Annotated in this window: 11 protein-coding genes and 1 pseudogene; 5 read left to right on the top strand and 7 right to left on the bottom strand. The window is 64.6% G+C overall.

Annotated elements, in window-relative coordinates:
• Positions 1-177: pseudogene (locus WA702_RS18200) on the top strand (enoyl-CoA hydratase-related protein); the annotation flags it as partial.
• Between the two features lie 106 nt (positions 178-283).
• On the opposite strand, the gene WA702_RS18195 reads toward WA702_RS18200, so the two are convergent.
• The 3 genes from WA702_RS18195 to WA702_RS18185 are packed head-to-tail and all read right to left on the bottom strand — an operon-like array spanning position 284 to position 2,478.
• Positions 284-670, bottom strand: coding sequence for a DUF6285 domain-containing protein (locus WA702_RS18195; RefSeq protein WP_425111926.1), 387 nt, complete (start codon positions 668-670; stop codon positions 284-286).
• Between the two features lie 2 nt (positions 671-672).
• Positions 673-1,659 (bottom strand): phosphotransferase family protein, encoded by a 987-nt coding sequence (locus WA702_RS18190; RefSeq protein ID WP_425111925.1) that lies wholly within the window; start codon positions 1,657-1,659, stop codon positions 673-675.
• 9 nt (positions 1,660-1,668) lie between these two features.
• On the bottom strand, positions 1,669-2,478 hold the full coding sequence (locus WA702_RS18185) for an enoyl-CoA hydratase/isomerase (protein ID WP_425111924.1): 810 nt from the start codon (positions 2,476-2,478) through the stop codon (positions 1,669-1,671).
• A 182-nt stretch (positions 2,479-2,660) separates the two neighbouring features.
• On the opposite strand from WA702_RS18185, the gene WA702_RS18180 reads away from it, so the two are divergent.
• Positions 2,661-3,440, top strand: a complete 780-nt coding sequence (locus WA702_RS18180; protein ID WP_425111923.1) for an SDR family NAD(P)-dependent oxidoreductase — start codon at positions 2,661-2,663, stop codon at positions 3,438-3,440.
• 194 nt (positions 3,441-3,634) lie between these two features.
• On the top strand, positions 3,635-4,468 hold the full coding sequence (locus WA702_RS18175; protein WP_425111922.1) for an alpha/beta fold hydrolase: 834 nt from the start codon (positions 3,635-3,637) through the stop codon (positions 4,466-4,468).
• A 146-nt stretch (positions 4,469-4,614) separates the two neighbouring features.
• On the opposite strand, the gene WA702_RS18170 is transcribed toward WA702_RS18175, so the two are convergent.
• Both WA702_RS18170 and yghU read right to left on the bottom strand, forming a co-directional pair.
• Positions 4,615-4,896 (bottom strand): hypothetical protein, encoded by a 282-nt coding sequence (locus WA702_RS18170; RefSeq protein ID WP_425111921.1) that lies wholly within the window; start codon positions 4,894-4,896, stop codon positions 4,615-4,617.
• Between the two features lie 153 nt (positions 4,897-5,049).
• Positions 5,050-5,931 carry a glutathione-dependent disulfide-bond oxidoreductase gene (yghU, locus tag WA702_RS18165; protein WP_425111920.1) on the bottom strand — a complete coding sequence of 294 codons (882 nt, stop codon included), beginning with the start codon at positions 5,929-5,931 and terminating at the stop codon, positions 5,050-5,052.
• A gap of 235 nt (positions 5,932-6,166) precedes the next feature.
• Between yghU and WA702_RS18160 the strand changes: the two genes are divergently transcribed.
• Positions 6,167-7,300 carry a nitronate monooxygenase gene (locus WA702_RS18160; RefSeq protein WP_425111919.1) on the top strand — a complete coding sequence of 378 codons (1,134 nt, stop codon included), beginning with the start codon at positions 6,167-6,169 and terminating at the stop codon, positions 7,298-7,300.
• A gap of 269 nt (positions 7,301-7,569) precedes the next feature.
• A complete protein-coding gene (locus tag WA702_RS18155; protein ID WP_425111918.1) occupies positions 7,570-9,090 on the top strand; it encodes an acetyl-CoA acetyltransferase in 1,521 nt (506 codons plus the stop codon).
• A 286-nt stretch (positions 9,091-9,376) separates the two neighbouring features.
• On the opposite strand, the gene WA702_RS18150 is transcribed toward WA702_RS18155, so the two are convergent.
• Both WA702_RS18150 and WA702_RS18145 read right to left on the bottom strand, forming a co-directional pair.
• The gene (locus WA702_RS18150; protein ID WP_425111917.1) at positions 9,377-10,570 is read right to left on the bottom strand and encodes an efflux RND transporter periplasmic adaptor subunit; all 1,194 of its coding nucleotides are present in this window, start codon (positions 10,568-10,570) and stop codon (positions 9,377-9,379) included.
• Positions 10,560-12,403, bottom strand: a 1,844-nt coding sequence (locus WA702_RS18145) for an efflux RND transporter permease subunit (protein ID WP_425111916.1), incomplete at its 5' end; no start/stop codon positions are given. The genes WA702_RS18145 and WA702_RS18150, both read right to left, overlap by 11 nt.

Raw genomic sequence — 12,403 nt, 5'->3', positions numbered from 1 at the left:
ATGTCGATCCGCGCCTCCAAGCAGGCGATCCGCATGGGCATGGCAGTGTCGCTGGAGCAGGCCATCACCGAACAGCGCGACTACCCGGCCGTGCAAGCGATGGCGGCCTCGCAGGACTACATCGAGGGACCGAAAGCGTTTTCCGAGAAGCGCCCGCCGAAGTGGCTGGGGAAATAAGCTCTCACTTCCGTCATTGCGAGGAGCGTCAGCGACGAAGCAATCCAGGCTGGTTCCGCGGAGGGATTCTGGATTGCTTCGCTTCGCTCGCGACGACGGCGGAGAGTTAGGCATCATCACCGCCCCTCCCTGCCTCGCGCTTATACGACGCGTAGTTCGGCTGGTCGACGGCGACCTTGTCGAGCGTGGTTTGCCAGAGATGCTCCCTCACGCCGGGCGTGCTGAGATCGAGAGCCCCGTCTGCGACCTTCTCAGCAAGCTCGCGGTTCAACTCGAACAATGAACCTGTGCTGCCGAGCAATGCCGTCAGCCGCGCCTCCTCCGCTGCATCGCTCGCTTCCGCCTGGGTCAACTGCCGGACCACCAAGTCGAGCGCGTTGATGCCGACGCGCAGCTTGAATGCCTGATGGCCGGAGACCAGCGGCGCGATGTCGTTGCGCAGGAAATCCGCAACGGCTTTGGTCAGCTCGACCGGCGTCGGCTCGTCCTGCATGGTCAGGCTCCCCTCGGTGCCAACAGCCGCAATAGATCAATCTCGGTTTCCGAGGCGCGGCGACCGATCACGGCACGCTCCATCGAATGATCGGGTCCCTGCCGGAAGCGCTGCATCATGCCGCAGCACATCACGCCCCAGCGCAAGGTGCCCATCACCTCCCAGAACATCACGCGCTCCGGATCGGCCTTGCGACCCGCGGCCTCATAGCCGGCGAACAAATCCTTGCGCGAACCGAATCCGCCGACCGGCTTGTCGATCTCGCCGAAGCGCCAGGAGTTGACGCAGATCCAGCCGAGATCCTCCATCGGATCGCCGGTATGCGCGAGCTCCCAGTCGAGCACCGCCCGGACGCCGTCGGGACCGATGATGAGATTGCCGTGGCGGAAATCGCCGTGCACCAGGGTCACCTCGTCCGGTGGACCCGGATCGTGGTCGGCGAGCCAGCGCAGCGCCAGCTCGAACACCGGACGCGGCCAGCCAAAGTTGCGATACTCACGGCCGAGCTCGGCAATTTCGCTGCTCGACGTCATCATCCGCAACTCCGGCAGGCGCGCCCGCGCGATGCCGTGAATGCCGGCCGCGATTCCGCCGAGCTGGCGCGCAAGACGCGGCCGCGCCTCGGCAAATTCCCCATCGCGCAGGATTTTGCGCGCAATAGTCTCGCCCTCGACCCGCTGCATCACGAAGCCGGTGCCGAGATCATCGTCTTCCTTCAACACATGCAGCACGCGCGGCGACGGCACGCCGGCCTCATAGGCGAGCTGCATCAGCGCGGCCTCGTTGCCGAGGCCTGCCGCGCGGCCGGGCGCGGCGCCATAGCCTGACGGCGCGCGGCGCAGGATCGCACCGAATGTGCCATCGGGGTGCAGGATGTCGAACCGCCAGGTCTCCTGACTGGCGCCGCCCGAGAGCTTGGCAACGTCCTTGACGCCTGTCGCCCCCGGCATGAAGGCGGCAACACAACGCGAGAGCCGGTCGTCGATCATTGGCGTCGATCATTGGCCCTTGAACTTGGCGGGACGCTTCTCGAGGAATGCGGTGACGCCTTCCTTGAAGTCGGCGGTATTGCCCGCGACGCGCTGCGACTGGAATTCGAGGTCGAGCTGCTGCTCGAACGAGTTCTCCGGGCTGTCCCAATAGAGCCGGCGGATCAGCGCCAGCGCCACGGTCGGGCCGTTGGCGAGCTCGGTCGCGAGCTTCATCGCCTCTTCCATCAGCACGCCGTCCTCATGGACGCGGTTGACGAGGCCCCATTCCAGCGCCTTCTCGGCCGGCAGCTTTTCGCCCATCAGCGACAGCTCGATGGCGCGGGCGCGACCGACCAGCCGCGGCAGCAGCCAGGTCGAGCCGCAATCCGGCACCAGGCCGATGCGGCGGAAGGCCTGCAGGAAATAGGACGATTTCGCGCACAGGATCATGTCGCCCATCAGCGCGAAGCTCATGCCGGCACCGGCGGCCGGACCGTTGACTGCGGTCACGATCGGACAATGCAGATTGCGCAACCGACGCAGGAATGGATGGAAGGCGGTCTCCAGCGCCGCGCCGGTATTGCTGCGGCCAGCTCTTCCTTCTTGATTCTTGGCCTGCTGGTTGCGGCCCTGCAGATTGGCGCCGGTGCAGAACGCACGCCCAGTGCCGGTGATGACCAGGCAGCGCACCTCCGCCTTGCGCTCCTCGATCTCATCGAGCGCCTCCGCAAGGCCGCCCAGCATGTCGGTCGAGACCGCGTTCATGACCTCCTGATGGTCGAGCTTCAGGATGGCCACTGGGCCTTCGAAATCGAGCGTGACGTGCTTGAACTGCATGGTTTCCTCTCAAGGCTCTCGCGCCGGCCTACATTCTTTGCTGCGGAAATTCCGCGCTTGGCGACGTTCGGTTGGTTCACGCGCATATTTGATTTTTGCGGCCGCCTTGTCCATGCTCGATGCCTGGGACTTGCCTGCCATAAGCGCGCACCACATGCGCGCGCCAATAAACGGAAACGCTCATGTCCATCTTCGACCTCACCGGCCGCGTCGCTGTCGTCACCGGCGGTAATGGCGGTATAGGCCTCGGCATCGGCCAGGCACTTGCGTCTGCTGGCTGCAACGTCTCGATCTGGGGCCGCAATGCCGAGAAGAACAAGACTGCTGCGGCATCGATGGCGAGCGCTCCCGGCAAGGTCGACACCAAGGTCTGCGACGTCACCGATCCCGCCTCCGTCAACGCGGCGATGAAAGCCACGCTCGACACGTTCGGCCGAGTTGACGGCTGCTTCGCCAATGCCGGCATCGGCGGCGGCGGCCGCAAGGCCTTCATCGATCGCTCCGAGGAGGAATGGCGCACGATGTTTGCGACCAATCTGGACGGCGTCTTCCACGCCTTCCAGGCCGCGGCGAGGCACATGACCGAGCGCGCCCAGAGCGGCGACGCATTCGGCCGGCTGGTGGCGACCTCGAGCCTCGCGTCGATCTTCGGCACCGCGCGCAACGAGCACTATGCCGCCACCAAGGCCGCGCTCAACGCACTGTGCAGGGCCTTGGCCGTGGAACTGGCGCGCCACGGCGTCACCGCGAATGCGATCCTGCCAGGCTGGATCAAGAGCGAGATGACCGCCGGCATCATGGCCAACGACAAGTTCGTCGCCAACGTCATGCCGCGGATTCCGGTCCGCCGCTTCGGCGAGCCCGCTGATTTCGGCGGCATCGCGGTGTATTTGATGAGCAAGGCCTCGTCCTATCACACCGCCGACTGCTTCGTGATCGACGGCGGTTATACGGCGTTCTGACGCGATCGAACCGAGGCCCGCTGCGTCGCGGCTGTCGCGAGCTGCGGCGTGGCGCCACCGGGTTGCCGGAACGGGAATGTTCCAGCGCTCCTTACGGAAAATTTCGCAAATTTAATCCGGTTTGCGCGCCACCACTCCGTCATTTGCGCGTTTTCTTGATTATATAACGAGAAAATTTGATCGGGATGGAGGCCATGAGGCGGGGAATAACAGTTTTGATTTGCGGGTTCGTGCTCGCGATCGGCGGCTATGTCGCGATGAGCAAATGGGGCATCGAGCACCAAAGCCTCAATTTGTTCGATGCGTCGCGGCAGCGACCGGTGACGGTGGATGTTGCAGTGCGCAAGGATTATGAGATGAAGGCTAATGCCGGTCTCTGGCGGCTGCCAGTCGCCATCATCAGCAACGGCAACACGGTCAAGAATACCGAATACTCGTTCCTCGCCAACGTCTTCGCCGCGCGCGGCTATCTCGTCGCCAGCGTGCAGCAGGATCTGCCGACCGATCCGCCGCTCGTGACCAAGGTGGGCGAGCCCTATGTCGGCCGCCTTCCCGTCTACAAGAAAGGCGAAGCCAACATCCTGTTCACGCTGAATGAGCTCAAGAAGCGGCATCCCAACGCCGACTACGACCATCTGACCATGGTCGGCCACTCCAATGGCGGCGACACCGCGATGTATTTCGCCAAGGAGCATCCCGACAAGGTGAGGCAGATCGTCACGCTCGATAATCTGCGTGTCCCGTTCGTGACCGGCGACAAGATGAAGATCCTGTCGTTCCGCTCAGACGATCCTCAGTTCAAGACCGACCCCGGCGTGCTGCCCACCAGGCTGTCCGACAGCATCGACGTCATCAAGACCAAGTTTCAGCACACCTGGATGAGCGATCGTGGTCCCGACACCGCCAAGGAGCGGATCCAGGCGACCTTGGATGCATTCCTCGGTGGCGACAAGGAGAGCGAGCTGGCGCCGGCACCCATCGACACCAGCAAACTGATCGTCTCGAACGACGCCGCACCGAAGCCGTGACCTCCTCCGCAACGCGGGCTACGTCCGCTTCTCGCGGATATAATCGCCCGAGTCTCTTTCACCTGAGCCTCCCTGCGCCATCTCGCGAGCGAGATGGCGCAGGCAAGGCCAGGTATTTGCCGCAATCAGCTTGCTTCGCTCTGAAGCTACTGCGGCTTCTTGGCTGCCGGACCGCTCTTGTTGCCCGGCAATCCCTTCACATTGGACGGATCCTGCGCGCTGACGCTCGGATTTTGTCCGCCGGTGGTCGCACTCGAGCCGACCGTTCCGGAATTGGTCGCCGGTCCGTTCTTGTTACCTGGAGCACCTTGAATTCCGGCTCCCGAATTCTGCGCGCTCGGCGCTGCATTCGGCTGCACGCTTTGCGCCGACGCAGCCGTCGCTGACATGAGAAGACCTGCCGCAACCACGCTCATAATCGCTTTCATGACGCCACCTCCAGGTGTTTCTGCCCGACAAGCGAACGCAGTCGCCTCCGAACTGTTCCTGAGATCCGCCGACGCGACCAATCGCCGTCACGTCAGTGCCGCGGAGTTCAGCCCGGCGCAGCGCCAGAACGACAACGTGCACATCCTAGCGGATCACGTCGCGCCCTGCCCGACCTTGTCTTGGGTCTTGGTGTCGAAATCCGACGCATCGTGACGTTCGTGGAGCTGGCTTTTCGGATCGCCGGAGACGCGATTGACGATGCGGCCGCGCTTCACGGCCGGGCGCTTGGCGATTTCGTCGGTCCAGCGCTGCACGTTTTTATAGTCCTGCACCGAGAGAAATTCGCCGCCTTCATAGAGCAGGCCCTTCGACAGCGCGCCGTACCACGGCCACACCGCCATGTCGGCGATGGTGTAGTCGGCTCCCGCAAGATATTGGCTCTCCGCGAGCCGGCGGTCGAGCACGTCGAGCTGGCGCTTCACTTCCATGGCAAAACGGTCGATCGCATATTCGATCTTGGTCGGCGCATAGGCATAGAAGTGGCCAAAGCCGCCGCCGAGATAGGGCGCTGCCCCCATCTGCCAGAACAGCCAGGACAGGCATTCGGCGCGCGCGGCGGGCGCGGTCGGCAGGAAGGCGCTGCCGAACTTCTCGGCGAGATGAACCAGGATCGCGCCGGATTCGAATACCCGGATCGGCTTGTCGCCGCTGCGGTCCATCAGCGCCGGGATCTTCGAGTTCGGATTGATGTCGACGAAGCCCGACCCGAATTGGTCGCCTTCACCGATCCTGATCAGCCAGGCGTCGTATTCGGCGCCGGAATGGCCGAGCGCAAGCAGTTCCTCCAGCATCACCGTGACCTTGACGCCATTCGGCGTTGCCAGGGAATAAAGTTGCAGAGGATGACGGCCGACCGGCAATTCCTTCTCGTGGGTGGGGCCGGCGATCGGGCGATTGATGTTGGCAAAGCGGCCGCCACTGGCCTTGTTCCAGGTCCAGACCTTTGGGGGTGTATAGGGAGCTTCGTCTGTCACGGGGGTCCTCCGGCGATGCCTTTTTGCGTTGACCCGTTCTACGCGGACATGCCGCGCAGCGGAAGGCGGAAGCCGCTTTCGGATATGTTCTGGCTGAATGGCTTTCACACGCCGCACGCGCTGGCCGCAGTGACGTCTACGCACAATACCCCGTGATCACGGCGGCTTAGCCTCGGCATGAGCCGCGGCCGATCGTCCGAAAACGTCCAACGAAAATCAGGGGAGTGATACGGCCATGCGATCGCCTATCTGCACCATGCTCGGCATCGAATTCCCGCTGCTCGCCTTCAGCCATTGCCGCGACGTGGTCGCGGCCGTCAGCCGCGCCGGCGGCTTCGGCATGTTCGGAGCCACAGCGCATTCCCCCGAAAGCTTGGAGCAGGAGCTCGCCTGGATCGATGCGCATGTCGACGGCAAGCCCTACGGCATCGACGTGCTGATCCCCGAAAACATGTCGACGTCGGGCGAACGTGACGTCACCTGGAACAGCCTGGAAGCCCGCATCCCGCAGGCCCATCGCGACTATACGCGCGACCTGCTGACGCGTTACGGCATTACGCCTGTGACGCGGGAGGTGGCCGACGATGTGCCGCAGCCATTCGATGGCACCCGCGCGCTCGAACTGCTCGACGTCGCTTTCCGTCACCCGATCCGGCTGATCGCCAACGCGCTGGGCGTGCCACCGCCGGCGATGATCGAACGCGGGCGCGCGCATGGCGTGCCGGTGGCCGCCCTGGTCGGCGCCAAGGAGCACGCGCTGCGCCAGGTCGCGGCTGGCGTCGACATTCTCGTCGTGCAAGGCACCGAGGCCGGCGGCCATTGTGGCGAGGTCTCGACCATGGTGCTGGTGCCGGAGGTGATCAAGGCCATCAAGGACATTCGCGATGTGCCGGTGCTGGCAGCCGGCGGCATCATGACCGGGCGGCAGATGGCCGCCTGCATGGCGATGGGCGCGGCCGGCGCTTGGACCGGGTCGGTGTGGCTCGCGACTGTCGAAGCTGAAACCAGCGAAATTTTCCGCGAGAAGATGATCGCGGCCTCATCGCGTGATGCCGTGCGCTCCCGCGGCCGCACCGGCAAGCCCGCGCGGCAACTCCGTTCAGTCTGGACTGACGCCTGGGACCGCGCACCGCAGAGCCCCGGTGCGCTGCCGATGCCCCTGCAATCGATCATCAGCCGAGATGCTTTCGAGGCGATTGATCGGGCCGCCACGGGCGGCAATGCGCAGGCGCGCGATCTCGTCAGCTATTTCGTCGGCCAAGGCGTCGGGCTGATCGACAGCGTCAAATCGGCAGGCCACGTGGTGCAGGAGTTCAAGGAGGATTTCATCGACGCGGTGGCGCATATGAACGCGCTGCTGGAGGAGTAGTTTTTGCCTCTTCACCACCGCCGTCATTGCGAGGAGCGTCAGCGACGAAGCAATCCAGAATCGCGTGTGGGACTCTGGATCGCTTCCGCCGTCGCTCTCCGGTCTATGGCGGACACGTCGCTCCGCTCGCAATGACGGTGGTGATGACGAAATGGACTGACCGCCCACGCATGCGCTGAGGTCAGCGCACCCTGTCCGTTTCCGGATTGCTTCAACCTGCCGACAATGACAAAGCAGGACCAACAACGAAACCGCAACCTGGAAACGCAATGAGCCCGCTCTCCGCAGACCGCATCCCCGTCATCGTCGGCATCGGCGAGATCGTCGACCGGCCGACCGATCTCGCCGCCGGCCTGGAGCCGATGGCACTGCTCGAGCAGGCGGTCAGGCGCGCCGAGGCGGACGCGGGCGCGTCACTGATCGGCGACATCGGCTCGCTCGACGTGGTCAATTTCCTGAGCTGGCGCTACCTCGATCCGGAGCAGATGCTGGCGCAGCGGCTCGGCATCAAGCCCGCACACTGCTACTATGGCCCCGTCGGCGGCGAGAGCCCGATCCGTTACCTGCATGAGGCGGCGTTGCGCATCGCGCGCGGCGAATGCGAGGTCGCGGCCGTTTGCGGCGCCGAGGCGCAATCCACCGCAACCAAGGCCGAGCGCTTGGGCATCACCCTGCCCTGGACGCCGTTCGCCCATGACGTCGAGGAGCCGAAGCGCGGCGCGGCGTTTCAGAAGCCGCTCGCGGTCAAGCTCGGTGTCTTCCGCCCGGTCACCGTCTATCCGTTCTACGAGGCTGCAAGCAGCGCGGCCTGGGGCCAAACACCACGGCAGGCATTGAACGAGTCAGGCGAGCTGTGGTCGCGCTATTCGGCTGTCGCGACCAGCAATCCGAACGCCTGGCTGAAGCGGCGTTTCGCGCCCAACGAAATCACGACGCCATCCGCCGACAACCGCCCGATCGCCTGGCCGTACACCAAGCTGATGGTGGCCAATCCGATGGTCAACATGGGCGCTGCGCTGATCCTCACCAGCCTCGCGCGCGCCCGCGCCGCCGGGATCGCCGAGGACCGCCTGATCTATCCGCTCGGCGGCGCCTCGGCGGAGGACCCGCGCGACTACCTCACGCGCGACCAGTTCGTCGAAAGTCATCCGCAGAACGCGGTGCTCCAGACGGTGATGGCACTCGCAGGCGGCAATGGAAGCGCCTTTGACGCGATCGAGCTCTATAGCTGCTTTCCGTGCGTGCCGAAGATGGCACGACGCACGCTCGGCCTCGGCCTCGATGTCGAGCCGACAGTGACCGGCGGGCTGACCTTCTTCGGCGCACCACTCAACACCTACATGACACATGCGGCCTGCGCGATGGTGCGGCGCTTGCGCGACGGCGCCAAAGACGGTGCAAAGCTCGGCCTGCTCTACGGCCAGGGCGGCTTCGTCACCAAGCATCATGCGCTGGTGCTCTCGCGCGAAGCGCCGAGAGAGGCGCTATCGCAGGAGGTCAGCGTGCAGGCGAAGGCCGACCGCGGCCGCGGCGCCGCGCCGGAATTCGTCACCGAGGCTTCAGGGCGCGGCAAGGTCGAGAGCTACACGGCGCTGCATGGCCGCGACGGCGCGGTCGAGCACGGCGTGGTGATGCTGCGGACGGAGGCGAATGCGCGGACGCTGGCGCGCGTGCCAGCCACCGATACGGCGACATTGGCGCATCTGATGAGCATGGAACGAACGCCGGTCGGCTCGCTCGGCGAAATCACGATGGCAGCGGACGGCGTGCCCGAGTGGCGGGTTAGTTAAAGTATCAGAGCGAATAACTGCGCCTCGCTCGAAGCCGGCAGCGGCGATGCGCATTGATGCGCCCTCTCCCCTTGCGGGAGAGGGCAGCACCGCCGTTTGCCACATACTCGCTTGGGTGAGGGGTTGGCGCGACCACCATGGATCGCGATTGAGGAGAGCCCCCCTCACCCGGCTCGCATTTCGCTTTGCTCATGCGATCCACCCTCTCCCGCAAGGGGAGAGGGTGCACCGGTCGTGGTGAAAGACTGAGAGCGGAAAAAAAGACGCTACATCTATGATGTTGCGCTTACCTCGGCGGCTGCGCCTCCGAGACCTTTTCGGGCTTGGCGTCTTTCTTCTCGCCGGCGACGTGGACCTGGTCGCCATCGGACAGGCCGTCGGGCGGCGCGACGATGACGCGGTCCTCCACCGTGAGGCCCGCGCCGAGCTCGATGTTGCGGCCGAGATCGCGCGCGATGGTGACGTGCTTGAACTTGACCTTGTCGTCAGCCCCAACGGTGGCAACGCGCAGGCCGCTGTGGTCGAAGATCACGGCGCTGGCCGGAATGTGCAGCGGCACGGTGCCGCGATCGAGGTTCAGCTTGACGCTGGCATAGCTGCCCGGCATCAGCTCGCCGCTGGAATTGTCGAGCCCGAGCTGCATCCGCGTGGTGCCTGAGGAGACGTCGACCGACTGCGCGGAGGCTTCCACCGTCGCGGTAAAGGTCTTGGTCGGATATTCCGGCACCGTGATCGTGGCCTTGGCGCCGATCTTCACCGCCGGCACGTAGTTCTGCGGCACGTTGACATAGACGCGCAGCTTCTTGATATCGGAGATCACGAACATCGGCGCGCCGCCGCCGCTTGAATTGATTAGCGCACCAACGTCGGTGTCCCGCGCGGTGACGACGCCGTCGAACGGTACTGTGATCTTCTTGTAGCCGGCCAGCGCCTCCAGCCGCTCGACATTGGCCTGACTGGACTTCACCGCTGCCTTCTTGTTGTTGAGGTCGGCGGTGCGCTCGTCGATCTCCTGCATCGAGACGAAGTTCGAGGCGATCAGAGTCTTGCGGCGGGTCAGCGTCGCCTCCGACAGCACGGCGGACGCCTGCGCGCTGGTGAGGTCGGCACGCGCCTGCAGCAGTTGCTGGTCGAGATCGGGTGCCTCGATCTCGGCGATCACCTGCCCGGCCTTGACCTTGGCGCCGATGTCGACGCTCCAGTTTTTCAGGTAGCCGTTGACGCGGGCGAAGATCGGCGCCCGGGAATAAGCTTCGAGCCGGCCCGGCAAATCGAGATTGTTGTTGAGCACCTTGGCATCGGGTGTGATCACCGCCACGGTCGGAACGGCCTGGTCGTCGGTCCATTCCTTGAGCTTGCTGTCATTCTCCTCGCGGGCGCGGATGCCGGTGACGACCATGGAGACGAGGCCGACGCCCACCACCAGCCCGAACAGACTGAGTTTCCAGCGCGAGACCGACGAACTTGTCTCAGTGGGCATGCGATGTCTCCAGGGCGGCTGCTTCAGTGCCCGCCTGCTTCTTGTGAACCATGCTGAACACGACGGGAACGAACATCAAGGTCGCGAACGTCGCAAAAATCAGGCCACCGATCACGGCCCGGCCGAGCGGGGCATTCTGCTCGCCGCCCTCGCCGAACGCCAGCGCCATCGGCGTCATGCCGATGATCATGGCGAGCGCGGTCATCAGCACCGGGCGGAAGCGTACGAAGCCGGCCTCGATCGCGGCCGCCACGGGATCGCCAAGCTCGGCATAGCGCTCGCGTGCGAACGAGATCACGAGCACGCTGTTGGCGGTGGCGACGCCCATGCACATGATGGCGCCGGTCAGCGCCGGCACCGACATCGTGGTACGGCTCAGGAACAGCATCCAGACAATGCCGGCGAGCGCCGACGGCAACGCCGTGATGATGACGAACGGGTCCGACCAGGACTGGAAGTTCACCACGATCAGGAGATAGATCAGCACCACGGCGCCGAGCAGGCCGAACAGCAGCCCCGAGAAGGCGCTGTTCATGGTCTGCACCTGCCCGAGCAGCACCACCGAGGAGCCCTTCGGCACCTCCTTGGTGCTGTCCGATATCAGCGTCTTGATGTCGTTCGACACGGCGCCGAGGTCGCGGCCCTGCGTGGTCGCATAGATCTGCACCAGCGACTGGATGTCGTATTGCGACACCACCGCGCTTGAGGTCGACCGCTTGATGTCGGCGATTCCGCCTAGGATCGGCGCCGAGGTCGAGCCGCTCGCCGAGATCGGCAGCGCCTCCAGCTTGCTCAGGCTGTCGATCGCGAATTGCGGCGTCTGCATCACGATCGAGTAGGACACGCCGTTCTCGGGATTGAGGTAATAGGTCGGCGCCACCTGCGAGGAGCCCGCGAGGTTGACGACCAGGCTGTTGGTGACGTCGCGCTCGGTCAGGCCGACATATTGCGCGCGGGTGCGGTCGACGTTGATGTTGAAGGTCGGATTGCTCACCGACTGCTGGATGCGCGCATCCGCGATGCCCGGAATGTGCTTGATGCGCGCCAGCAGCTTGTTGGCGTAAGCGAAGTTTCCGGCGATGTCGTTGCCGCGCACCTGCAGGTCGATCGGCGCCGGCGCCCCAAAATTGAGGATCTGGCTGACGATGTCGGCCGGCAGGAACGCGAAGGTCATGCCCGGAAACTGACGCGGCAGCTGCTCGCGCAGCGCGCGGACATACTCCTCGGTCGGCCGGTGGCCTTCCCGGAGCTTGATCTGGACGTCGCCGTCCTGCGGGCCGATCACGCCGGTATTGTTGTAGGTCATGTTGATGCCGGAGATCGGCATGCCGAGGTTATCGGCGAGGGTCTCGATCTCCGACGGCGGGATCACCTTGCGGATCGCCCTCTGCACCTCCGCGAACTGGTTGGCGGTCTCCTCGATGCGAGTGCCGACCTGGGTGCGCGCATGCATCAGGATCGCGCCGGCATCGACCGAGGGAAAGAAGTTGCGGCCGAGATACGGCACCAGAAGAAACGAGACCGCGACAAAGCCGAGGAAACCGAGCAGGAACACCGCCCTCGCCTGCATCGCCATCACCAACAGGCCGCGATAGCCGAGACGAATGCGCTCGAACCGCGCCTCGAAGCCGCGCTGGAACATGACCAGCGGGTTGCGTGTCCGCGGCGGGCCGTCCTCGCCGTGATCGACATGGGCCTTCAGCAGATACTTCGCCATGGTCGGCACCAAAGTGCGCGACAGGATGAACGACCACAGCATGGCGAACATCACCGCTTCAGCCATCGGCACGAACAGGAAGCGGGCGACGCCGGTGAGGAAGAACATCGGCACGA

Origin of the sequence: Bradyrhizobium sp. (assembly GCF_049798375.1) — a bacterium.
GTDB lineage: Bacteria > Pseudomonadota > Alphaproteobacteria > Rhizobiales > Xanthobacteraceae > Bradyrhizobium.
The sequence above is the reverse complement of the archived record's forward strand: the minus strand, read 5'-3'. Positions and strand labels throughout refer to the sequence as shown.